This is a genomic window from Pseudomonas brassicacearum (assembly GCF_003732175.1).
GTDB lineage: Bacteria > Pseudomonadota > Gammaproteobacteria > Pseudomonadales > Pseudomonadaceae > Aquipseudomonas > Aquipseudomonas brassicacearum_G.
The window spans coordinates 1-22,847 of the sequence record NZ_MOBI01000024.1 but is presented as its reverse complement, the minus strand read 5'-3'; the positions used below and the strand labels follow the sequence as shown (position 1 = coordinate 22,847).

At 55.0% G+C, this 22,847-nt stretch carries 21 protein-coding genes; 7 read left to right on the top strand and 14 right to left on the bottom strand.

Annotated elements, in window-relative coordinates; genetic code table 11:
• Positions 1 to 15 precede the first annotated feature (15 nt).
• The 14 genes from BK658_RS23155 to rpmH form a co-directional block, all read right to left on the bottom strand.
• Positions 16 to 552 (bottom strand): F0F1 ATP synthase subunit delta, encoded by a 537-nt coding sequence (locus tag BK658_RS23155; RefSeq protein ID WP_123584337.1) that lies wholly within the window; start codon positions 550 to 552, stop codon positions 16 to 18.
• 12 nt (positions 553 to 564) lie between these two features.
• The gene (locus BK658_RS23150) at positions 565 to 1,035 is read right to left on the bottom strand and encodes a F0F1 ATP synthase subunit B (RefSeq protein ID WP_019694394.1); all 471 of its coding nucleotides are present in this window, start codon (positions 1,033 to 1,035) and stop codon (positions 565 to 567) included.
• A 58-nt stretch (positions 1,036 to 1,093) separates the two neighbouring features.
• Positions 1,094 to 1,351, bottom strand: coding sequence for a F0F1 ATP synthase subunit C (gene atpE, locus BK658_RS23145; RefSeq protein ID WP_019694395.1), 258 nt, complete (start codon positions 1,349 to 1,351; stop codon positions 1,094 to 1,096).
• 133 nt (positions 1,352 to 1,484) lie between these two features.
• On the bottom strand, positions 1,485 to 2,354 hold the full coding sequence (gene atpB / locus BK658_RS23140; protein WP_054594856.1) for a F0F1 ATP synthase subunit A: 870 nt from the start codon (positions 2,352 to 2,354) through the stop codon (positions 1,485 to 1,487).
• Between the two features lie 16 nt (positions 2,355 to 2,370).
• Positions 2,371 to 2,778, bottom strand: coding sequence for a F0F1 ATP synthase subunit I (locus tag BK658_RS23135; protein ID WP_071552654.1), 408 nt, complete (start codon positions 2,776 to 2,778; stop codon positions 2,371 to 2,373).
• A gap of 148 nt (positions 2,779 to 2,926) precedes the next feature.
• Positions 2,927 to 3,799: a ParB/RepB/Spo0J family partition protein gene (locus BK658_RS23130; RefSeq protein WP_054594858.1), complete on the bottom strand. Its 873-nt coding sequence runs from the start codon at positions 3,797 to 3,799 to the stop codon at positions 2,927 to 2,929.
• 9 nt (positions 3,800 to 3,808) lie between these two features.
• A complete protein-coding gene (locus BK658_RS23125; protein ID WP_019694399.1) occupies positions 3,809 to 4,606 on the bottom strand; it encodes a ParA family protein in 798 nt (265 codons plus the stop codon).
• A gap of 18 nt (positions 4,607 to 4,624) precedes the next feature.
• The gene (gene rsmG / locus BK658_RS23120) at positions 4,625 to 5,269 is read right to left on the bottom strand and encodes a 16S rRNA (guanine(527)-N(7))-methyltransferase RsmG (protein ID WP_123584336.1); all 645 of its coding nucleotides are present in this window, start codon (positions 5,267 to 5,269) and stop codon (positions 4,625 to 4,627) included.
• A complete protein-coding gene (mnmG, locus tag BK658_RS23115; protein WP_123584335.1) occupies positions 5,266 to 7,158 on the bottom strand; it encodes a tRNA uridine-5-carboxymethylaminomethyl(34) synthesis enzyme MnmG in 1,893 nt (630 codons plus the stop codon). Before mnmG ends, rsmG begins: the two co-directional genes overlap by 4 nt.
• Before the next feature lie 605 nt (positions 7,159 to 7,763).
• Complete coding sequence (gene mnmE, locus BK658_RS23105) at positions 7,764 to 9,134, bottom strand: tRNA uridine-5-carboxymethylaminomethyl(34) synthesis GTPase MnmE (RefSeq protein ID WP_123584333.1); 1,371 nt, start codon at positions 9,132 to 9,134, stop codon at positions 7,764 to 7,766.
• A 79-nt stretch (positions 9,135 to 9,213) separates the two neighbouring features.
• Positions 9,214 to 10,896, bottom strand: a complete 1,683-nt coding sequence (gene yidC / locus BK658_RS23100) for a membrane protein insertase YidC (RefSeq protein WP_123584332.1) — start codon at positions 10,894 to 10,896, stop codon at positions 9,214 to 9,216.
• Positions 10,897 to 10,898: 2 nt separating this feature from the next.
• Positions 10,899 to 11,144, bottom strand: coding sequence for a membrane protein insertion efficiency factor YidD (yidD, locus tag BK658_RS23095; RefSeq protein WP_052966011.1), 246 nt, complete (start codon positions 11,142 to 11,144; stop codon positions 10,899 to 10,901).
• A complete protein-coding gene (gene rnpA / locus BK658_RS23090; protein WP_031319651.1) occupies positions 11,137 to 11,538 on the bottom strand; it encodes a ribonuclease P protein component in 402 nt (133 codons plus the stop codon). The genes yidD and rnpA overlap by 8 nt, the downstream gene beginning before the upstream one ends.
• Before the next feature lie 16 nt (positions 11,539 to 11,554).
• Positions 11,555 to 11,689 carry a 50S ribosomal protein L34 gene (gene rpmH / locus BK658_RS23085; protein WP_003213577.1) on the bottom strand — a complete coding sequence of 45 codons (135 nt, stop codon included), beginning with the start codon at positions 11,687 to 11,689 and terminating at the stop codon, positions 11,555 to 11,557.
• 565 nt (positions 11,690 to 12,254) lie between these two features.
• Between rpmH and dnaA the strand changes: the two genes are divergently transcribed.
• The 7 genes from dnaA to BK658_RS23050 form a co-directional block, all read left to right on the top strand.
• Positions 12,255 to 13,772 carry a chromosomal replication initiator protein DnaA gene (dnaA, locus tag BK658_RS23080; protein WP_123584331.1) on the top strand — a complete coding sequence of 506 codons (1,518 nt, stop codon included), beginning with the start codon at positions 12,255 to 12,257 and terminating at the stop codon, positions 13,770 to 13,772.
• 39 nt (positions 13,773 to 13,811) lie between these two features.
• Entirely contained in the window at positions 13,812 to 14,915 is a 1,104-nt protein-coding gene (gene dnaN / locus BK658_RS23075) for a DNA polymerase III subunit beta (protein ID WP_044460382.1), read from the top strand.
• Between the two features lie 20 nt (positions 14,916 to 14,935).
• Positions 14,936 to 16,039, top strand: a complete 1,104-nt coding sequence (gene recF / locus BK658_RS23070) for a DNA replication/repair protein RecF (RefSeq protein ID WP_054594865.1) — start codon at positions 14,936 to 14,938, stop codon at positions 16,037 to 16,039.
• Positions 16,040 to 16,043: 4 nt separating this feature from the next.
• The gene (gene gyrB, locus BK658_RS23065) at positions 16,044 to 18,461 is read left to right on the top strand and encodes a DNA topoisomerase (ATP-hydrolyzing) subunit B (protein ID WP_019694408.1); all 2,418 of its coding nucleotides are present in this window, start codon (positions 16,044 to 16,046) and stop codon (positions 18,459 to 18,461) included.
• 985 nt (positions 18,462 to 19,446) lie between these two features.
• A complete protein-coding gene (locus BK658_RS23060; RefSeq protein WP_123584330.1) occupies positions 19,447 to 20,082 on the top strand; it encodes a TnsA endonuclease N-terminal domain-containing protein in 636 nt (211 codons plus the stop codon).
• Positions 20,063 to 22,033: a DDE-type integrase/transposase/recombinase gene (locus BK658_RS23055; RefSeq protein WP_123584329.1), complete on the top strand. Its 1,971-nt coding sequence runs from the start codon at positions 20,063 to 20,065 to the stop codon at positions 22,031 to 22,033. Before BK658_RS23060 ends, BK658_RS23055 begins: the two co-directional genes overlap by 20 nt.
• The coding region (locus BK658_RS23050) for a TniB family NTP-binding protein (protein ID WP_123584328.1) at positions 22,017 to 22,847 on the top strand (831 nt) is incomplete at its 3' end. The genes BK658_RS23055 and BK658_RS23050, both read left to right, overlap by 17 nt.

The following is a 22,847-nucleotide window of genomic DNA, read 5'->3' as shown; positions in this document are numbered from 1 at the left end:
GCTGCCCCTTCAAACTCAAGATTTCAATGCTTCGGCAAGGTTCGCGAGTTTGCCGCGAACCGAGCCATCGATAACCAGGTCGCCGGCGCGGATGACAATGCCCCCTATCAGGGATTTGTCTTCCTCGACTTGCAGGCGCACTTCCCGGTTGAGTCGTGCACTGAGAACCTTGGCGAGTTTGTCTTGCTGTTCTTGGTTCAACGCGAAAGCACTGGTCACTTCAACGTCTACCGACCTCTCTTGTTCGGCCTTGTACAGGTCGAACAGAGCGGATATCTCCGGCAAAAGCGGGAGACGGTCGTTTTCGGCAACGACGTTGATGAAGTTCTGTGCCTTGGCATCAAACTTGTCGCCGCACACGTCAATAAACGTGGCGGCCTTGTCTGCGCTCGTCAGTCGCGGGGCCTTGAGCACGCGCTGCATGGTGTCGTCTTGCGACACTGCTGCAGCCAGGCCGAGCATGGCTGACCAAGAGGCCAGTTGCTGGTGGGCCTGGGCATGCTCGAAGGCTGCCTTAGCGTAAGGTCGGGCCAACGTGGTCAGTTCTGCCATGATCGCCCTCGCTTAAATTTCAGCAGCCAGTTTGTTTACCAGCTCCGCGTGCGCGTTTTGATCGATTGTGGCACCCAGGATCTTCTCGGCGCCGCCAACGGCCAGGGCACCCAGTTGGGCACGCAGCGCGTCTTTGACACTGTTCAGTTCCTGTTCGATCTCGGCCTGAGCCTGCACTTTCACACGTTCAGCGTCGACACGGGCTTTATCAACAGCCTCTTCGACGATCTGATTACCGCGCTTCTTGGCTTGCTCAATGATTTCGGCTGCCTGAGCTTTTGCTTCGCGCAGTTGTTGACCCGCTTTATCTTGGGCCAATTCCAGGTCGCGAGCTGCTCGGGCGGCAGCGTCCAGTCCATCCGCGATCTTCTTCTGACGTTCGTGCAAAGCCGCGATGACCGGAGGCCACACGAACTTCATGCAAAACAGTACAAAAATGAAGAACGCAACGGACTGGCCAATCAGGGTTGCATTAATGTTCACGCCAACACCTCGCTCGTTCGTTGTCCATCAGACTTGCTCAACTCGAAAATCCGAGTGATTAGTGAGCGAGTTGACCAACGAAAGGGTTCGCGAAGGTGAAGAACAGAGCGATACCAACGCCGATCATGGTTACGGCGTCGAGCAGACCGGCAACGATGAACATTTTAACTTGCAGCATTGGAACCATTTCTGGCTGACGCGCTGCGCCTTCCAGGAACTTGCCACCCAACAGGCCGAAACCAATTGCGGTACCCAGTGCGCCCAGGCCGATCAACAGTGCAACAGCGATAGCGGTTAGACCAACTACAGTTTCCATCTTTCCTCCCGACTTTTACGTCGTATGGTTTAGGTTTTTTAGATTAAAGCGGTAAAACAAATCGTTTCATCGAGCCCGGTACGGGCCCCCTCTCACCGAGGCGAGAGGGACATCAGACTAGCCGAAGCCGGTCTTAATGGTTCTCTTCGTGCGCCATCGACAGGTAGACGATGGTCAGCATCATGAAGATAAACGCCTGCAGGGTGATGATCAGGATGTGGAACACAGCCCACGCCCACTGCAGCACAATGCCCAGGCCGCTAAGCCAGAGCAGGCCGCTGCCGAACATCACGGCGATCAGGATAAACACCAGCTCGCCAGCGTACATGTTGCCGAACAGACGCAGTGCCAGCGAAATCGGCTTGGCAATCAGCGTCACGAATTCCAGCAGGAAGTTCACCGGAATCAGCAGCGCCTGAACAAAAATGTTCTTGCTGCCGAACGGGTGCAGGGTCAGTTCGCCGATAAAGCCGCCGATGCCCTTGATTTTGATGCTGTAGAAAATGATCAGCGCGAACACCGAGAAGGCCATGGCCAGCGTAGCGTTCGGGTCGGTGGTCGATACGGCGCGGAACGGAATCTCGTGGTTGCCGGAAATGGCCGCAGCCAGTTGCGGGATCCAGTCGACCGGTACCAGGTCGATGGCGTTCATCATGAACACCCAGACGAAGATGGTCAGAGCCAAAGGTGCAACCACCGGGCTACGGCCATGGAAGCTGTCTTTCACGCTGCTGTCGACGAATTCGACCAATACTTCAACGAAGTTCTGCAAGGCACCTGGTACGCCGGAAGTCGCCTTCTTCGCCGCCATGCGGAAAAGAAGAACGAAAATCAGACCCAACGCGACCGACCAGCCGAGAGTATCGACGTGGAAAGCCCAGAAGCCCATTGCCTTGGCTTCTGCTGCGGTGTGGGCAAAGCCCCAGCCGCCGGTAGGTAGCTGACCGAAGGTCAGGTTTTGCAAGTGGTGCTGGATATAGCCCGAAGCGGATTCTGCTGCCATGGTTGCCTCAAACGCCCTAAGGTCTCGAAAGTCTTGTTCTCATCAGCAGGGGAGCGAACCAGCTGACCAGTTGGGTCAGCACGAAGACGCCGAATACAGCTAGCGGCGCCAGTGGCTTCACACCTGCGAACGTCAATGCAAAGAGCACTGCCGTCAAAATCAGTTTGCCCGCCTCGCCGGCATAAAAAGACCGGACAATGGCTTGAGCTGCTCGGGCGCCGGAAAACCGAAATGCCCTGTGAGCGAAATAAACATTGGGAAGCAAGGCTATCAGGCCTCCGCAGAGTCCTGAGTATCCGGCTACGACTCCATGCCATTGCCAGAGCGCCAAAGCGGCAAGCAGCAAAACGACAAATTGCGCCAATAACACGGGAAAAACCGCCAAGCGATGGAACGGCAAGCGGTTTGGCGTGCGGGTTTCCATCACTTTTGCTCCTCAAAGGCCGGCTGCCAGAATTCAATAACTTGGCATAATTTGTGCCGACAAAATGCGCGCAGAGTATAGGGGCGGTTCAGCCCCTATTCAACTGTCAGGTAGTGATTTCGAACGTCGCGCTACATGAGGAAATGTTTCAGCGGATATGTGCGAGGACGCCTTGAAGCTCATCAAGGGAGTTGTAGCCAATCACCAACTGCCCTTTGCCCTTCTTCCCGTGGCGGATCTGCACCGCAGAGCCTAGGCGCTCTGCCAGGCGTTGTTCGAGACGAGCGATATCCGGGTCAGGTTTTGAGGGTTCGGCAGGCGCCGGTTTACCACTCAACCACTGGCGAACCAGTGCCTCGGTCTGACGCACGGTGAGGCCACGTGCGACAACATGTCGCGCCCCCTCGACCTGTTGATTTTCCGGCAAACCGAGCAAAGCACGGGCATGACCCATTTCCAGGTCGCCGTGGGACAGCATGGTCTTGATGACTTCAGGCAATGCAATCAGGCGCAACAAGTTGGCCACGGTCACGCGGGATTTGCCCACAGCTTCGGCGACTTGCTGCTGAGTCAGCTGGAATTCCTGCTGCAGACGCTGCAGGGCTACCGCTTCCTCGATCGGATTGAGGTCTTCGCGCTGAATGTTCTCGATCAACGCCATGGCGATTGCAGTTTCATCCGGCACATCGCGCACCATCGCCGGGATGGTTTCCTGGCCAGCCTGCTGGCTGGCCCGCCAGCGGCGTTCGCCGGCGATGATTTCAAAACGGCCAGCACCGATCGGGCGAACCACGATCGGCTGCATCACGCCTTGAGCCTTGATCGACTGCGCCAGTTCTTCCAGCGCCTGAGGATCCATGTCGCGACGCGGCTGGTACTTGCCGCGCTGGATCAGGTCCAGCGGCAGGTGTTGCAGCTCACGCTGATCGGCCTGCACCGCTTGCTCTTCAAGCGAACTGACAGTCGGACCACTCAGCAGTGCATCCAGTCCACGTCCGAGACCTCGTTTCTTGACGGCCATGGGGATTCCTTAAGTTGCCTGAGCAGCGGCAATGCGTGAATTTTTGCGTTGACGACGAACCATCTCGCCCGCCAGGGCCAGATAGGCCAGTGCGCCACGGGATTGTTTGTCATAGGCCAACGCCGGCATGCCATAACTTGGCGCTTCGGCCAGACGGATGTTGCGCGGTATCACAGTGTCGTACAGTTGCTCGCCGAAGTGTTCCTTGAGCTGTGCCGACACATCGTTCATCAGGCTCAGGCGCGGGTCGTACATGGTCCGCAGCAGGCCTTCGATTTTCAGGTTCGGGTTCAGCAGCTCAGCGATGCGCTTGATGTTATCCACAAGGTCGCTCAACCCTTCGAGCGCGAAATACTCGCACTGCATGGGGATAATTACCCCGTCGGAGGCAACCAGAGCATTGAGCGTAAGCATCGACAGCGACGGTGGGCAGTCGATCAAAATGTAATCGTAGTTCTCACGGATCGGCGCCAAAGCGCTGCGCAGACGGCTTTCCTTCATCTGCATTTCCAGCAGAACGACTTCAGCCGCGGTCAAATCGCGGTTGGCCGGCAACAACTGGTAACCACCGTGTTCGGAAAAGTGCATGGCCTGGGCCAAGTCGCATTCACCGATCAACAGGTCGTAGACCGAGTTTTCCAAGCCGTGTTTATCCACACCGCTACCCATGGTGGCGTTGCCCTGTGGATCAAGATCGATCAACAACACCCGACGCTTGGTCGCGACCAGGGATGCTGCGAGGTTGATGCAGGTGGTGGTCTTGCCCACACCACCCTTTTGGTTCGCTATCGCGAATACCTTAGCCATTCTTGCTTGTGTTCCCAATCATGCCGTGCGGCGCAGTATCAGCAGATGGCGTTGGCCTTGGCAACCGGGTACGGCCAGGGCGTGTTCGCTATCGAGGTGGAAGTCTGCCGGCAATGCTACCAGCTCATCGGCGGGATGAACGCCCTTCATTGCCAGCCAACGCGTATCGCTATCGCCCAAGTGGCGAGTCCAGTTGCTGAAGTTCTCCATGCTGCTGAATGCCCGGGAAATAATCCCGTTGAACGGCAGTTCAGGCGTGAAGGCTTCGACGCGACTGTGGATAACTTGCAGATTATCCAGTTTGAGTTCGAGTTTGACCTGAGTCAGGAAGCGGGTTTTCTTGCCGTTGCTGTCCAGGCACGTCACTTGCGACTCGGGAAACAGGATCGCCAGTGGAATACCCGGCATGCCGCCGCCGCTGCCAACATCCAGCCAGCGGCCGTTTTCGATGAAGGACATCACGCTCAGGCTGTCGAGCAAGTGCCGTGAAACCATTTCGTCCGGATCACGCACGGCGGTCAGGTTGTAGGCCTTGTTCCATTTGATCAACAGGGCCAGATAACCCAGCAGCTGCGCGTGCTGGGTTTCTGTCAGGTTCACACCGAGCTGGCGAGCACCTGTGGATAACTCTTCGGCGTGTTGCGAGGTGACCAACGAACTCAAGCGCTTTGCTCCAACTGACGGCCCGCGCCGCGTTTTTTCAAATGAATCATCAACAGCGAAATCGCTGCCGGGGTCACGCCCGGAATCCGCGAAGCCTGGCCCAGGGTCTCTGGACGGGTCGCGCCGAGCTTGCTCTGGATCTCTTTGGAGAGACCGGAGATGTTCGTGTAATCGATATCCACAGGCAATTTGGTGTCTTCACTGGCCCGCAGGCGAGCAATTTCATCTTGCTGGCGGTCGATGTAACCGGCGTATTTGGTCTTGATTTCGACCTGCTCGGCGACCTGTGGATCTTCTGCACCGGCACCGGTTACCGAGATCAGACCAGCGTAGTCGATTTCCGGACGGGTCAGCAGGTTCAGCAAGTTGTATTCGTGGGTCAGCGGCGTGCCGAATTTTTCGGCGATCGCATCGCCCTGTGCTGTACCGGGGCGAACCCAGGTGCTTTTCAGGCGTTGCTCTTCCACTTCGATGCTTTCGCGTTTTTTGCAGAAAGCCGCCCAACGCACGTCATCCACCAGACCCAGTTCGCGACCTTTTTCGGTCAAGCGCAGGTCGGCGTTGTCTTCGCGCAGGATCAAACGGTATTCGGCGCGGGACGTGAACATCCGATACGGTTCCTGGGTCCCCAGGGTAATCAGGTCGTCGACCAATACGCCGATGTACGCTTCGTCGCGACGCGGGCACCAGCTGTCTTTGCCCTGGGCTCGCAATGCGGCGTTGGCCCCAGCCAGCAAACCTTGGGCTCCGGCTTCTTCGTAACCGGTGGTGCCGTTGATTTGCCCGGCGAAGAACAGACCGCCGATGACTTTGGTTTCGAGGCTGTACTTCAGGTCACGCGGATCGAAGTAGTCGTACTCGATGGCGTAGCCCGGGCGAACGATATGGGCGTTTTCCATGCCGCGAATCGACTGCACGATCTGCAATTGCACATCGAACGGCAAGGATGTGGATATCCCGTTCGGGTACAGCTCGTGGGTGGTCAAACCTTCCGGCTCGATGAAGACCTGATGGCTTTCCTTGTCGGCAAAGCGGTGAATCTTGTCTTCGATCGACGGGCAATAACGCGGGCCAATGCCTTCGATCACTCCGGAATACATCGGCGAACGGTCAAGGTTCGAGGCGATGATCTCGTGAGTGCGGGCGTTGGTGTGGGTAATCCAGCAACTGACCTGCGCAGGATGCTGTTCTTTGGACCCCAGGAACGACATCACCGGAATCGGTGTATCACCGGGTTGCTCGGTCATGACCGAGAAATCCACAGAACGGCCATCGATACGCGGCGGCGTACCGGTTTTCAGGCGACCCACGCGCAAAGGCAGCTCACGCAGACGATGTGCCAGGGCGATCGACGGAGGATCGCCGGCACGACCGCCGGAATAGTTCTGCATACCGATGTGGATAAGTCCGCCGAGGAAGGTGCCGGTGGTCAACACCACGGAGTCTGCGAAGAAACGCAGGCCCATTTGGGTGACAACACCACGCACTTGTTCCTGTTCGACGATCAGGTCGTCGGCCGCCTGTTGAAATATCCACAGGTTCGGCTGGTTCTCGAGAATCTCGCGCACAGCGGCCTTGTACAGGACGCGGTCGGCTTGGGCGCGAGTAGCGCGCACGGCTGGGCCTTTGCGGCTGTTCAAGACGCGAAACTGAATACCACCTTTATCGGTCGCCATGGCCATCGCGCCGCCAAGGGCATCGATTTCCTTGACCAGATGGCTTTTGCCGATCCCGCCAATCGCGGGGTTGCAGCTCATTGCTCCGAGGGTTTCCACGTTATGCGTCAGCAACAGGGTTTTTGCCCCCATACGTGCTGATGCAAGTGCTGCCTCGGTACCGGCATGACCGCCGCCGATGACGATCACTTCAAAACGGGAAGGGAAATCCACCACGCACCTCGTGCCTGCTTCAGTTGGGTAATCAGGAATGGTTTGAGCTCAGGTTTTCGGACCTGGTCGACAAGTATAGGGACTTCGCCCTTCCTAAAGAACCCTTTGCACAAAATTTAACCAGCTGTGGGTAAGTCACGAACAATAGAAATTAAAAAGAAAGAAATTTATTAAATCTTTGTTTTTATGTTTATTTCTATAGAGCACCATTTCTGTGGATAGATCGATGTAGGCCTTTGTTTTCAATGTGTACAGACGATTAAAAGCCTGTGATCATGTGCCAAGGAGGCCCTTGGATAACCGGTGTAAGCCTGTGGATGAATGAGGTGGTTATCCACAGCAGTGGTTTTCCTCAGTTTTCAGGCCCTGTTATCAACCGTGCTCAGTGGCAGTTATTCACAGGGTTTAATCCACAGAAAAGCGCTTAATGGGGTAAATTCCGCCCACGGGGAAACGTCCGAAGCGATCGATGCCGCTCGGCGATGCGAAAAATCTGGGAGATACACAGACTTGTGGGAGCTGGCTTGCCTGCGATTTAAGCAACACGGTGTGTCAGACACGCCGTCTCGCGAGCAAGCTCGGCTCCTACGGAGGGAGAGGTGCGGTTATTTACCGATACAGAAGCTGGAAAAGATCCTGCCCAACAGGTCGTCGGAGCTGAATTCGCCGGTAATTTCACCCAACGACTGCTGTGCCTGACGCAAATCTTCAGCCAGCAGCTCTCCGGCACCGGCCAAGGTCAGCTGCGCACGACCATGTTCGAGTGAAGCACTGGCATGGCGCAGGGCTTCCAGGTGACGCCGGCGGGCGCTGAAGCTGCTTTCCGAGGTTTGCTCATAGCCCATGCAGGCCTTGAGATGGTCACGCAGCAGTTCCAGGCCTTCGCCAGCAGACCTGGCGCTCAAGCTGATGGTTACGTGGCCATCTTCACTGACTTGCAGCGCTATCGCTTCGCCGGTCAGGTCTGCCTTGTTGCGGATCAAGGTCACTTTGGCCGGATCCGGGCGCTGTTCGAGGAATTCAGGCCACAAGGCAAAAGGATCGAGCGCTTCAGGCGCAGTGGCATCGACCACCAGCAATACCCGATCTGCCTCGCTGATGGCCTTCAATGCCCGTTCCACACCGATTTTCTCGACCTGGTCTTCGGTGTCGCGCAAGCCAGCGGTGTCGACCACATGCAGCGGCATACCGTCGATGTGGATATGTTCGCGCAGGATATCCCGAGTCGTGCCGGCAATCTCGGTAACAATCGCCGCTTCACGGCCGGCCAATGCGTTGAGCAGGCTGGATTTACCGGCGTTAGGACGACCGGCAATCACCACAGTCATGCCGTCACGCAGCAATGCGCCCTGCCCGGCTTCACGCAATACGGTGGATAACTCATCGCGCACCGCATCGAGCATCTTCAGCACGTGGCCATCGGCAAGGAAGTCGATTTCTTCTTCAGGGAAGTCGATTGCCGCCTCAACGTAGATCCGCAGCGCAATCAGTTGCTCGGTGAGGTTATGCACTCGCTGCGAAAACGCCCCTTGCAACGAACGCAGTGCGTTTCGGGCTGCCTGTGCAGAACTCGCTTCGATCAAATCGGCGATGGCTTCGGCCTGGGCCAGGTCGAGTTTGTCGTTGAGGAACGCGCGCTCGCTGAATTCACCCGGCCGGGCCAGACGGCAACCCAGTTGCAGGCAGCGCTGCAGCAACATATCCAGAACGATCGGACCACCATGGCCCTGGAGTTCCAGCACATCTTCGCCGGTGAATGAATTCGGTCCGGGGAAATACAAGGCGATGCCTTCGTCCAGCACTTCCTCGTCTTCGCTGAGAAACGGGCCGTAATGGGCGAACCGTGGTTTCAGTTCGCGACCGCTGATGGCCTTCGCCGCAACACTCGCTAGCGGACCGGAAATACGGACGATACCGACACCGCCACGGCCTTGAGCGGTGGCGACAGCGGCAATAGTTTCACGAGGAGCACTCATGATTCGATATCCAGATAAAAATGACGGATAGCAAAACGCCCCACTAGGGGGCGTTTTGAGTGGTTATCCACAGAGTAAGTTATGCAGCCGCTTTTTTGGTAGCCGCTTCAATCTTACGCGTGATGTACCACTGTTGGGTGATGGACAGGCAGTTGTTCACAACCCAGTACAGCACCAGACCCGCCGGGAACCACAGGAAGAAGAAGGTGAAGATGATTGGCATCAGCTTCATCACCTTGGCCTGCATCGGATCCGGAGGAGTCGGGTTCAGCTGCTGCTGGATGAACATGGTTGCGCCCATGATGATCGGCAGAATGAAGAACGGATCCTTGATCGACAGGTCAGTAATCCACAGCATGAACGGTGCCTGGCGCATTTCCACGCTTTCCAGAAGTACCCAGTACAGCGAAAGGAAAACCGGCATCTGCACGAGGATTGGCAAGCAACCACCCAGCGGATTGATCTTCTCTTTCTTGTACAGCTCCATCATGGACTGCGACATTTTCTGCCGGTCGTCACCATGTTGTTCTTTCAGCGCAGCCAGTTTCGGCGCCACTGCACGCATGCGCGCCATGGATTTGTAGCTGGCAGCCGACAGCGGGAAGAAGATCCCCTTGATCAGCATGGTCAGGAAGATGATCGACCAGCCCCAGTTACCGACGATCGCGTGGATGTGTTGCAGCAGCCAGAAGATCGGCTGGGCAATGAACCACAGAATGCCGTAGTCGACAGTCAATTCCAGACCTGGGGACAACTCTTTCAGCACAGCCTGGCTTTTCGGACCTGCGTACAACGTAGCGCTGGTTTCAGCCTTGGCACCTGGCGCAACGGACAATACCGGGCCAGTGAAACCGATGATGTAGTTGCCTTGGCTGTCTTTGCGAGTCTGCACCACGTTGCTGTCGTTCTTGGCTGGGATCCAGGCAGTCACGAAGTAGTGTTGCAGCCAGGCGACCCAGCCACCGTTAACGGTTTCTTTCAACGAAGCCTTGTCGATATCTTTCATCGACACTTTTTTGTACGGCTCTGCACTTGTCCACAGGGCAGCGCCCAGGTAAGTGGCAGTGCCGGTAGCGGTAGTCGAAGAAGGATCGGCACTTGCATCGCGCTTGAGCTGGGCAAACAGGTTGCCCGTCCAGGCCTTGTCGCTGGTGTTGTCGATCAGATAAGTGACTTTCAGATCGTACACACCGCGAGTAAAGCTGAAGCGCTTGATGTAGTTGACGCCAGCATCGCTGAATTTCAGGTCAACATTGAGCTGGTTCTGGCCATCAGCCAGTTGATAAGTCTTCTGTTCTGTCGAGTAAACAGGACGACCGCTAGCGCGAGCATCCGGACCGTTGGTACCGGTCAGACCGCTTTGGGCCAGGTAAGTACGCTCGCCGCCGTTATCAAACAGCTGGAACGGAATTTCCGGATGGTCCTGACGACGTGGATACAGCGGCAGCATCAGCTGAGCGATATCACCACCTTGAGGATCGATAGCCAGTTCGAGCACATCCGTTTTGACGTGGATGAGGTCTTTATTGGTGACTACCGGCGTTACGGTAGGGGCACTGATATCGGTATTCGCGCTGGGTACATCGGCACTGGCAGCAGCATTGTTACCAAGTGGCGTATCCGGAATAGCCGGGGCAGCCTGATTGGAAGCAACATTCTGAATCGGCAAGGCAGCCTGACCATAGTCCTGGTTCCATTTCAGAACCATAACGTAGGACACGATTGCCAGGGCGACGATCAGGATCGTGCGTTTAATATCCATGATTACTCGGCCATCGAAGAAGAACGGGAGGTAGGGATAGATGGAACCGGGTCATAACCACCGGGATTCCACGGATGACAGCGACCTAAACGACGAAAGGTCAGCCAGCCACCGCGCAGAAGGCCATGATTTTCTATGGCTTCATACGCGTAGCAGGAACAACTGGGGTAGAAACGACAGTGGCTGGCCATCAAAGGACTAATGGCATAACGATAAAACTGGATCGGAACGAGCGCCAGTTTACGCATCAGTGCTGTCTACCCCTACAGTTTCGGTTTTGACTGCTGGTACCGGCGTGCTGCGTGCCAGACGTTTCCAGAGTTTGCCGAAATGCTGAATCAATTCGGGGTTTTCTACATCACCCAAACCTTTGCGCGCGACGATAACGATATCCCAACCAACCAGAGAATCCTGGTGGAGGCGAAACGATTCGCGCATCAAACGCTTGAGGCGATTGCGTTCAACGGAGAGCTTCACACTCTTTTTCCCGATAACCAGCCCGAGACGGGGGTGATCGAGATCGTTGGTGCGTGCAAGGAGCAGGAGATTTTTCCCCGGAACCTTGCCGGTAGGGGAGTCAAAGACTGCCTTGAAATGCCGGGGGGTAAGCAAACGCTTTTCCCGACTGAAGTCCTGACTCACCTCCAGTACCGGATTATCAAACTGCCAGACGCGCACGACCTTTGGCGCGACGACGCGACAGGACGGCACGGCCGTTCTTGGTAGCCATGCGAGCACGGAAACCGTGGGTACGAGCGCGTTTGATAGTGCTTGGTTGGAAAGTACGTTTCATGTCGTGTTACCTGGTTCGTCCACAACGGGCCGGAATGGCCCCCGTTTTAAGAGACCGGGGATTCTAGAGAAAGCAAGCCTCTAGGTCAATTTCCAACCAACGTTTCCTTTAAATGGATATCCGCAGGGTTCGTCCTTGAAAGGTGGACAGCTAGATATAAAAATAAAGAAGGGAATTATTTAAAGCTTTTCTGTAAAGCTTATAAAAGCTAGAGCCGCCATCTTCTGTGGATAACTACCTTTAGCCCTTCTATTCCGTGCTGTACAGAGAATGACAACTACAGTGGAAAACGGTGTTCAGCCTGTGCTGCGCTGTCGGATAAGCTGTGTGTGGAATGGGTGGTTATCCACAGGCAGGTTATCCACCGGGTTTGCCCCCCACTTGTGCAACGAGCTTAAGCGGGCTTATCCACAGAGCTTATGCACAGACCATTGGTCGTCTTTTTTACGTATAAAGCGTTGATTCTTCGACACCCGTGAGCAACCTACGTGTGGATAAGTCGGCGTCTGGTCGCTACAATGGCCGCTTGTTTTTGCCTCACCGGCTTTCAACTTAGGGGATATCCGTGTCAGTGGAACTTTGGCAGCAGTGCGTGGAGCTATTGCGCGATGAGCTGCCTGCCCAACAATTCAACACTTGGATCCGTCCACTACAGGTCGAAGCCGAAGGCGACGAGTTGCGTGTCTACGCACCGAATCGTTTTGTTCTCGACTGGGTCAACGAAAAGTACCTGAGCCGCGTGCTCGAGTTGCTGGATGAGCACGGCAATGGCATGGCGCCGGCGCTTTCCTTATTAATAGGCAGCAAACGCAGTTCAGCACCTCGTGCTGCGCCGAATGCACCGTTGGCCGCAGCGGCGTCTCAAGCCCAGGCCGCGGCTGCACCTGCACTCGTCAGTGCACCTGCGCCTGCCACGTCGACCAAGCGTGCAACACAAAAAACCGCCGAGGTCAGCGAAGAACCGTCTCGCGACAGCTTCGACCCAATGGCCGGCGCCAGCTCGCAACAGGCCCCGGTACGTGCAGAACAACGCACCGTGCAGGTCGAAGGCGCGCTCAAGCACACCAGTTACCTGAACCGCACCTTTACCTTCGAGAACTTTGTCGAAGGTAAGTCCAACCAACTGGCCCGCGCGGCAGCCTGGCAGGTCGCGGACAATCCCAAGCACGGTTACAACCCGCTGTTCCTGTATGGCGGCGTTGGCTTGGGTAAAACCCACTTGATGCACGCTGTGGGTAACCACCTATTAAAGAAGAACCCGAATGCCAAGGTCGTGTACCTGCATTCCGAGCGCTTCGTGGCCGACATGGTCAAGGCGTTGCAACTGAATGCGATCAACGAGTTCAAGCGCTTCTACCGTTCGGTCGATGCGCTGCTTATCGATGACATTCAGTTCTTCGCCCGCAAGGAACGTTCCCAGGAAGAATTCTTCCACACGTTCAACGCCCTGCTTGAAGGTGGACAACAGGTCATTCTCACCAGTGACCGTTATCCGAAAGAAATTGAAGGCCTTGAAGAGCGCTTGAAGTCGCGCTTCGGCTGGGGCCTGACGGTCGCCGTCGAGCCGCCGGAGCTGGAAACGCGCGTCGCGATTCTGATGAAGAAAGCCGACCAGGCCAAAGTCGACCTGCCGCACGATGCTGCGTTCTTCATCGCCCAGCGTATTCGTTCCAACGTCCGTGAACTCGAAGGCGCGCTCAAACGCGTAATCGCCCACTCGCACTTCATGGGCCGCGATATCACCATCGAGTTGATTCGCGAATCCTTGAAGGACCTGTTGGCGCTTCAGGACAAACTGGTCTCTGTGGATAACATTCAGCGCACGGTCGCCGAGTACTACAAGATCAAGATTTCGGATTTGCTGTCCAAGCGCCGTTCGCGTTCGGTTGCACGTCCAAGGCAAGTGGCCATGGCGCTGTCCAAGGAACTGACCAACCACAGTTTGCCGGAAATCGGCGACGTATTTGGCGGTCGCGACCACACCACGGTTTTGCACGCATGCCGCAAGATCAACGAACTTAAGGAATCCGACGCGGACATCCGCGAGGACTACAAGAACCTGCTGCGTACACTGACCACTTGATGAACACCAGCGCAGCTTATTAAGGCAAGGGACTAGACCATGCATTTCACCATTCAACGCGAAGCCCTGTTGAAACCACTGCAACTGGTCGCAGGCGTCGTCGAGCGCCGACAGACCTTGCCGGTGCTTTCCAACGTGCTGCTGGTTGTCGAAGGCCAGCAGTTGTCGCTGACCGGTACCGACCTGGAAGTCGAGCTGGTCGGTCGTGTGCAACTCGAAGAACCGGCCGAGCCGGGCGAAATCACTGTCCCGGCGCGTAAGCTGATGGACATCTGCAAGAGCCTGCCGAACGACGCGCTGATCGACATCAAGGTCGATGAGCAGAAACTCGTCGTGAAAGCCGGCCGTAGCCGCTTTACCCTGTCGACATTGCCAGCCAATGACTTCCCGACAGTGGAAGAAGGCCCGGGCTCGCTGACCTGCAGTCTGGAGCAGAGCAAACTGCGTCGTTTGATCGAACGCACCAGCTTCGCCATGGCTCAGCAGGACGTTCGCTACTACCTCAACGGCATGTTGCTGGAAGTCTCGGCCGGCATCATCCGTGCCGTGGCCACCGACGGTCACCGTCTGGCCATGTGCTCGATGCAGGCCGACATCGGCCAGCCGGATCGCCACCAGGTGATCGTCCCACGTAAAGGTATTCTGGAGCTGGCGCGTTTGCTGACCGAGCCGGATGGCAATGTCAGCATCGTTCTGGGCCAGCACCATATTCGCGCCACCACCGGTGAGTTCACCTTTACCTCTAAACTGGTAGACGGCAAATTCCCCGACTACGAGCGCGTTCTGCCAAAAGGTGGCGACAAGCTGGTATTGGGCGATCGTCAGGCGCTACGTGAAGCATTCAGCCGTACCGCAATTCTGTCCAACGAGAAGTACCGCGGCATTCGCCTGCAACTGGCCAACGGTCAGCTGAAGATCCAGGCGAACAACCCTGAACAGGAAGAGGCGGAAGAAGAAGTTGGCGTTGAGTACAACGGTGGCTCGCTGGAAATCGGCTTCAACGTGAGCTATCTGCTCGACGTGCTGGGCGTGATGACTACTGAGCAAGTGCGTTTGATCCTGTCTGACTCCAACAGCAGTGCGCTGGTGCAAGAGTCCGACAACGACGACTCGGCTTACGTTGTCATGCCGATGCGCCTGTAAACATGTTCAGCAGACGCTAGATGTCCCTCAGTCGTGTCTCGGTCACCGCGGTGCGCAATCTGCACCCGGTGACCTTCTCCCCCTCTCCCCGCATCAACATCCTGTACGGCGCCAACGGCAGCGGCAAAACCAGTGTTCTGGAAGCCATCCATCTGCTGGGGCTCGCCCGTTCGTTTCGTAGCAGCCGCCTTTTACCAGTCATCCAGTACGAGCAGTTAGCGTGCACGGTGTTTGGCCAGGTCGAATTGGCCGAAGGTGGACACAGCGCGCTGGGGATATCCCGGGACCGCCAAGGGGAGTTCCAGATTCGCATCGACGGGCAGAACGCCCGCAGTGCTGCGCAACTGGCAGAAATCCTGCCGTTGCAATTGATCAACCCCGACAGCTTCCGCCTGTTGGAAGGTGCACCGAAAATTCGCCGACAGTTTCTGGATTGGGGTGTGTTCCACGTGGAACCACGTTTTATGTCCACTTGGCAGCGCTTGCAGAAGGCCCTGCGCCAGAGAAACTCTTGGCTGCGGCATGGTACACTTGACGCCGTTTCGCAAGCGGTTTGGGACAGAGAATTGTGCCAGGCCAGCGCTGAAATTGATGAATACCGCCGCGCTTATATCAAAGCTTTGAAACCAGTCTTTGAACAGACCTTGAGCGAACTCGTCGAACTCGAGGGCTTAACGCTTAGCTATTACCGGGGTTGGGACAAAGAGCGAGAGCTGAGTGCAGTGCTCGCTGCGTCCGTTCACCGGGATCAGCAAATGGGGCATACCCAGGCCGGACCACAACGCGCTGATTTGCGTCTTCGATTGGGCGCACACAATGCCGCGGACATCTTGTCTCGTGGTCAGCAGAAGTTGGTGGTTTGTGCATTGCGGATTGCCCAAGGGCATTTGGTCAGCCAGGCCCGGCGCGGCCAATGTATTTATCTGGTGGATGACTTGCCGTCCGAGCTGGATGAGCAGCACCGCCGCGCGCTTTGCCGTTTGTTGGAAGACTTACGCTGCCAGGTTTTTATCACCTGTGTAGATCATGAATTATTGAGGGAAGGCTGGCAGACGGAAACGCCAGTCGCCCTGTTCCACGTGGAACAGGGCCGTATCACCCAGACCCACGACCATCGGGAGTGAAGGCATGAGCGAAGAAAATACGTACGACTCAACGAGCATTAAAGTGCTGAAAGGCCTGGATGCCGTACGCAAACGTCCCGGTATGTACATTGGTGACACCGACGATGGCAGCGGTCTGCACCACATGGTGTTCGAGGTGGTCGATAACTCGATCGACGAAGCTTTGGCTGGTCATTGCGACGACATCAGTATCATCATCCACCCGGACGAATCCATCACCGTGCGCGACAACGGTCGTGGCATCCCGGTAGACGTGCATAAAGAAGAAGGTGTCTCGGCGGCCGAGGTCATCATGACCGTACTGCACGCCGGCGGTAAATTCGATGACAACTCCTACAAAGTATCCGGCGGTCTGCACGGTGTAGGTGTGTCGGTTGTAAACGCCCTGTCCGAAGAGCTGATCCTGACCGTTCGCCGCAGCGGCAAAATCTGGGAACAGACCTACGTCCACGGTGTTCCGCAAGAGCCGATGAAAATCGTTGGTGAAAGCGGGTCCACCGGTACGCAGATCCACTTCAAGCCTTCGGCTGAAACCTTCAAGAACATCCACTTCAGCTGGGACATTCTGGCCAAGCGGATTCGTGAACTGTCCTTCCTCAACTCCGGTGTCGGCATCGTCCTCAAGGACGAGCGCAGCGGCAAGGAAGAGCTGTTCAAGTACGAAGGCGGCCTGCGTGCGTTCGTTGAATACCTGAACACCAACAAGACTCCGGTCAACCAGGTGTTCCATTTCAACGTCCAGCGTGAAGACGGCATTGGCGTGGAAATCGCCCTGCAGTGGAACGACAGCTTCAACGAGAACCTGTTGTGCTTCACCAACAACATTCCTCAGCGCGATGGCGGCACTCACCTGGTGGGTTTCCGTTCGGCACTGACGCGTAACCTGAACACCTACATCGAAGCGGAAGGCCTGGCGAAGAAACATAAAGTCGCCACCACCGGTGACGATGCCCGTGAAGGCCTGACCGCGATCATTTCGGTCAAGGTGCCGGATCCTAAGTTCAGCTCCCAGACCAAAGACAAGCTGGTTTCTTCCGAAGTGAAGACCGCGGTCGAACAGGAAATGGGCAAGTACTTCTCCGACTTCCTGCTGGAAAACCCGAACGAAGCCAAGCTGGTTGTCGGCAAGATGATCGATGCGGCCCGTGCTCGTGAAGCAGCGCGTAAAGCCCGTGAGATGACCCGTCGTAAAGGCGCGCTGGATATCGCCGGCCTGCCGGGCAAACTGGCTGACTGCCAGGAAAAAGACCCTGCCCTGTCCGAACTGTACCTCGTGGAAGGTGACTCTGCTGGCGGCTCCGCCAAGCAGGGACGTAACCGCAAGACCCAGGCGATTCTGCCCCTCAAGGGCAAGATCCTGAACGTCGAGAAGGCGCGTTTCGACAAGATGATCTCTTCGCAAGAAGTCGGCACCTTGATCACCGCATTGGGCTGCGGCATCGGCCGCGACGAGTACAACATCGACAAGCTGCGTTATCACAACATCATCATCATGACCGATGCTGACGTCGACGGTTCGCACATCCGTACCCTGCTGCTGACCTTCTTCTTCCGTCAGCTGCCGGAGCTGATCGAGCGTGGCTACATCTACATCGCTCAGCCGCCGTTGTACAAAGTGAAGAAAGGCAAGCAAGAGCAATACATCAAAGACGACGACGCCATGGAAGAGTACATGACGCAGTCGGCCCTGGAAGATGCGAGCCTGCACTTGAACGAGGAAGCACCGGGTATCTCCGGAGAAGCCCTCGAGCGTCTGGTGAATGACTTCCGTCTGGTAATGAAGACCCTCAAGCGTCTGTCTCGCCTGTACCCGCAGGAACTGACCGAGCACTTCATCTACCTGCCAGCGGTGAGCATGGACCAACTGTCCGATCACGCAGCAATGCAGAACTGGCTGGCCCAGTACGAAGTTCGCCTGCGCACCGTCGAGAAATCCGGCCTGGTCTACAAAGCCAGCCTGCGTGAAGACCGTGAACGTAACGTCTGGCTGCCAGAGGTCGAACTGATCTCCCACGGCCTGTCGAACTACGTCACCTTCAACCGCGACTTCTTCGGCAGCAACGACTACAAGACTGTCGTCTCGCTGGGCGCTCAACTGAGCACCTTGCTGGACGAAGGCGCTTATATTCAGCGCGGCGAGCGCAAGAAAGCCGTCACCGAGTTCAAGGAAGCCCTTGAATGGTTGATGGCCGAAAGCACCAAGCGTCACACCATCCAGCGATACAAAGGTCTGGGTGAGATGAACCCGGATCAGCTATGGGAAACCACCATGGACCCAGGCTCGCGCCGGATGCTCAAAGTGACCATCGAAGACGCCATTGGCGCGGACCAGATCTTCAACACCCTGATGGGTGATGCGGTCGAGCCACGTCGTGACTTCATCGAAAGCAACGCCTTGGCGGTCTCTAACCTGGACTTCTGATCCGTTGTCGGCTCACAAAATAGTTGCTAAATCTCACAAATAAATGACTCAGGCCCACCTTAGCGGTGGGCCTACTGAAGGCCAGCGCAGAGCGCTGGCTTTTTTTTTGCGAAAATTTTGTAGATGCTGTTCGACTCCAAAAAGAATCTACGTTTCTCACAAGTTCATGAAGCTGCTTGCCGGAGTTGGAGGATGCACTAGGCGTCACTACTATCGGTAAAGGCAAGTTGCGAGTGGTATCGCAAAGATCTTCAGGCGGCGACTTAGTATCCAGTCGATGGTTTTAATTGCGAGGATAAACTGTTCACTAGTATAAATATTACGTATTAGCCTTTAGTTTCATTTATAGGATGGATACGTATTTGCCTTTGAGGAAAGTACCCGCCTGACTAGTTGCTTTATATTAACAGCATAACGGGTAAAGTTAATACTAGCTCAGCAACTTCCAAAGATATTGGTATTATGTTTTGGTGTGATCGGCTTCAGGGTTTTGTGCTGTTTTTTTGTGGATTTTAGTTGCTGGCTGGCTTAGTATTTATCGGTTAATTTGGATTGGATCTTTGCGGGGAATTGGAATAAAAACAGAGATTTAGAGTTCTTTCTTGAGGGCGATATGAGCGCGATCGTATAACAGTCGTCGTTAAAGGTTGACCGCAAGGGATCCGGGATATCGTAAATTACAATAAACGTGGGCTACCAAGCTTACGCTTGGTTATTGGATAGGATAAGAGTAATGAGAAATGGAGGTGTGAAATGTAAAAACGCGATCAAAACCTGAGGGTTCTGACCGCGCCGAGAGGTACTGCAATTGCGTTGTGGTGACTGCAATTTCAGCTTTTTTTCGGCGCTTGTCAATCCTCCCTCATCACTTTGACTTTAGCGAGGCCTCTCGACGGGAAAGTGTTGCCTGTCGATTGTGCCCCTCGAGCCCGCAGTGTGCTTGGTTATCCAAGTGCAGCGACGGCGCTCGTCAGTGGAGGTTGCAATGGCAGTCCGAACGGTTGTTACGCGCAGTTCTTGTCACTTCAGGGGCTATTTTCCGTCCCTAAAAAATGGTCGCCCGGTTCCCTGGGAATCTCAGCTTGAAGGCGGTTTTTTCCGCTTGCTTGAGCTGTCTCCGTTAGTCCGTAGCTATAAAATTCAGCCCAGCCGCGAGAGGATCCGAGTGAACGATTTCTACGTGGAGTACATCCCTGATGTTCGTGCGGTTCTTGAGGATGGTCGTGAATGGTGGTTCGAGGTAAAGCCGGAAAAACGCCTGCTCGTACATAGTGTTAAGGAAAAAATGGCAGCGGCCACTGCACATTTTGCTGATACGAATCGGAATTTCTCCATCGTTACCGATGCCCTGATCTGGGCGGATACGTTGTCGGAGAATCTTCGAGAGGTCCTTTATCACCGTCGAGGTCCCTTCCTTACTCAGCCAGAACGGTTGGAGACTCGATCAAAGCTTGAGATGAGCCAGCCAAAGAATCTGAGTGAGCTTTGCTCTGTTTTTGGTGAAGCGGCTGCGTGGCGTTTGCTTGGATTGGGTGTTGTTGGTGTCGACCTCGAACAGTCGATCACGCCTCAGACAGAGATATTCCTAGGAGGGCACCGTCATGCAGACCTTTTCTCTTAAATTACAGTTGTCGATTGCTATCAACGGCAATCCGATAACATTACATCGACGCTTAATCGATCGACGCTTGCTATTTGTTGATCAATACGGCGAGTATTTAAAGCTCACTGAAAACGAATTTTATATAGGCTATGAAAATCAAGAAATTGAAATAAGCGCTGTACAACCGTATCTGGGAGAGATCCCTTATTTCAGAAATGTCCAAGCGGACCTAACATGCTTTCCTGTGTTACATGCAGAAGAAGCGATGAGGCGTCGCAAGTATTTGGATTGTTTGGTGGAAACAAGCGGGAAAAAACTACCTAGTCGGGAAGTGATTGCAGAAGCAGTAAAAAAAGTCGCGTGGGAACTAGGTGAACCGCGAACCCCGTCCGTCAGTACTGTCAGAAGGTGGTTTGCACGGTATATGGGCAATGATGTTATACGGTTGGTGCCAAAGCATAATAAAAAAGGAAGAAAGAGTCTTATCGTTGATGAGTTGGAGGCGCTGCTTCAGGACGTAATCAATACTGAATATCTCAAGCTAGAACGTCCGCCCATCATTAAGGTAGTGTCCGAGTTCCACTATAGGATTGATGCTCTTAATGCACAGTGTCTTCCGTCCCAAAGGATACGCAAACCTTGTGAGATGACCATCCGCCGATACGTAGACAAGCTAGATCCTTATGAGGTGGATGTAGCTCGCCTCGGTAAGCATGCCGCAAACAAGAAGCATCGCGTCGCCGTGGGGGAACTCATGGTTTCTCGAATTCTCGATCGGTGGGAAATTGATCATACTCTTTTGGATGTGTTGCTGACTGATCCCGAGACTGGGCTGGTTATAGGCCGCCCCTACCTCACTGTTGTTCTGGACAGGTGCTCCAGGATGATCATGAGCTTTTTGCTGCACTTCTCGGCGCCCAATACGGAAACTGTGCTGAGGGTCATTGAGCGTGCCATTCGACCTAAAGCTGCATGGTTGGCTCGTTTCCCCAAGGTCAAAAGTGAATGGCGTGCTCACGGAATGCCCTTGCGCATCGTTCCGGATAATGCCGCGGAGTTTCACGCTGAAGATGTAATTTCGGGCTTCAATGAGCTAGGGATCGAGATCATGTATCCGCGCTCCAGGGGACCTGAGATGAAAGGAGCCGTTGAGCGGTTCTTTGGAACGTTGAACACGGGATTGATACATCAGATCCCAGGGACGACCTTTTCTAATGTACAGCAGCGAGGTGATTACCCTTCTGAAGACAACGCCTGTCTTACGCTGCCGGATCTAGAGGAGAAATTGGTTCGCTGGATTGTGGATATCTACCATCAACGTCCCCATCGCGGTCTGTCAAACAGTACACCTGCCCTGATTTGGTTAGCAAAAGAGGCTCGCCGACAAGTCCGGCTACCCACTGATCTAGACTCTCTTGAGTGTGTTCTGGCTCGTCGAAAATGGGTGAAGGTTCACCATTATGGCGTTGAGCTCGCAGGGCATATGTACCACTCCCCTGAATTGGCCGAGCTGCGACTTCGTTTAAAACCTGATGAAAAAATCCAGGCTCGTTACCGTGACGAACTCGGGCACATTTGGGTTCACGATCAGATCAGGAATGTCTTTATCCAAGTACCGTCGAAAGACAAGCGGTTGGCAGGTATGAGCCGTGACCTTTACGTGGCGGCCAAAAAGAATCTCCGTGAAAGCGGTAACACCCAGCCTGACTTCGACGCGATTCACCAAGTCTATCGCGACATCATGACGGATATAGAAGGGGCTCGGCATTCGCACAAGCTGCGTAAACGGCGTGCAGCGGCTAAGGCGAGACTGGACAAAGAAGGTCTCCCGGCCAATGTCTCATTTGTCCCCAGCGTTGATTCGCAATCGTCTTGGCTCAAATTGTTCGATGACGCTCCGGTAGTAGCAGGATTTGCTGTGAGCAATCGGGTATCTCGTAAGGAGAATGGTCATGACCATCGAAGCTAGTTCCCACACGCCCTTGTCCCTTCGCCAGCATTTTGTAATGAGCCCCCAGGCCGATCGGACAATCAAACGGTTGACTGAGATTTACGAGGATCCGCTAGGGACGAATACGAGTAGAGGTTTGCTGATCTTGGGTCCGAGTGGTGTGGGCAAAAGCACTGTGATCGACGAGTTCGTAAAGGCCGTTTCCCGCGATCAATCCGTCCCGGGCAAAAAGCTGCCAATACTGGTCGTAGAAATCCCAGCCGAGCCGACCAAAAAGACGGTGGCAGCTGCATTGCTAAAGGCATTGAATGATCCTTTTGCCGATGTACAAAGTCACTCTGCCGAATTCAAACTTTCTCGAGTCGTGACCCTGTTATCAACCCTTGGCGTCGAGATGGTGATTTTGGATGAGGCGCAGCACCTGGTTGATCACAAACGAACCAGTACTGGGGTTCATGAGGCAGCAGACTGGGTCAAAAGTCTGATGAACCGAACTAGCATCGCCTATGTGCTTGTTGGTTTAAGGACACTTGAGCGACTGCCTCGGGCTAACGAACAGTTCAGAAGGCGTTTTTCGGCAGTGCTGGACTACGATCGCTTTCAATTAACCGAATCAAAATGGGGTCACTTTTACACGCTGTTGAAGGTGCTTCATGGTTTGTTGCCGGTTCCGGCAATAGATTTCACGACTGAGCAGATGGTCCAGCGGTTGCATCATGCTTCATTTGGAGTCATCGATTACCTGGACAAAATCCTGGATCGGGCTACTTGGCTGGTCAAGGTGCGGATTCCACGGCCATCCGGCCACCTATTCCATGAGCATCCGGCCACT

Coding starts and splice junctions, on each gene's coding strand:
- BK658_RS23155 (WP_123584337.1), bottom strand. CDS start 552: ATGGCAGAACTGACCACGTTGGCCCGACCTTACGCTAAGGCAGCCTTC.
- atpE (WP_019694395.1), bottom strand. CDS start 1,351: ATGGAAACTGTAGTTGGTCTAACCGCTATCGCTGTTGCACTGTTGATC.
- atpB (WP_054594856.1), bottom strand. CDS start 2,354: ATGGCAGCAGAATCCGCTTCGGGCTATATCCAGCACCACTTGCAAAAC.
- BK658_RS23135 (WP_071552654.1), bottom strand. CDS start 2,778: ATGGAAACCCGCACGCCAAACCGCTTGCCGTTCCATCGCTTGGCGGTT.
- BK658_RS23130 (WP_054594858.1), bottom strand. CDS start 3,799: ATGGCCGTCAAGAAACGAGGTCTCGGACGTGGACTGGATGCACTGCTG.
- BK658_RS23125 (WP_019694399.1), bottom strand. CDS start 4,606: ATGGCTAAGGTATTCGCGATAGCGAACCAAAAGGGTGGTGTGGGCAAG.
- mnmE (WP_123584333.1), bottom strand. CDS start 9,134: ATGAGTGCTCCTCGTGAAACTATTGCCGCTGTCGCCACCGCTCAAGGC.
- yidC (WP_123584332.1), bottom strand. CDS start 10,896: ATGGATATTAAACGCACGATCCTGATCGTCGCCCTGGCAATCGTGTCC.
- yidD (WP_052966011.1), bottom strand. CDS start 11,144: ATGCGTAAACTGGCGCTCGTTCCGATCCAGTTTTATCGTTATGCCATT.
- rpmH (WP_003213577.1), bottom strand. CDS start 11,689: ATGAAACGTACTTTCCAACCAAGCACTATCAAACGCGCTCGTACCCAC.
- dnaN (WP_044460382.1), top strand. CDS start 13,812: ATGCATTTCACCATTCAACGCGAAGCCCTGTTGAAACCACTGCAACTG.
- recF (WP_054594865.1), top strand. CDS start 14,936: ATGTCCCTCAGTCGTGTCTCGGTCACCGCGGTGCGCAATCTGCACCCG.
- gyrB (WP_019694408.1), top strand. CDS start 16,044: ATGAGCGAAGAAAATACGTACGACTCAACGAGCATTAAAGTGCTGAAA.
- BK658_RS23060 (WP_123584330.1), top strand. CDS start 19,447: ATGGCAGTCCGAACGGTTGTTACGCGCAGTTCTTGTCACTTCAGGGGC.
- BK658_RS23055 (WP_123584329.1), top strand. CDS start 20,063: ATGCAGACCTTTTCTCTTAAATTACAGTTGTCGATTGCTATCAACGGC.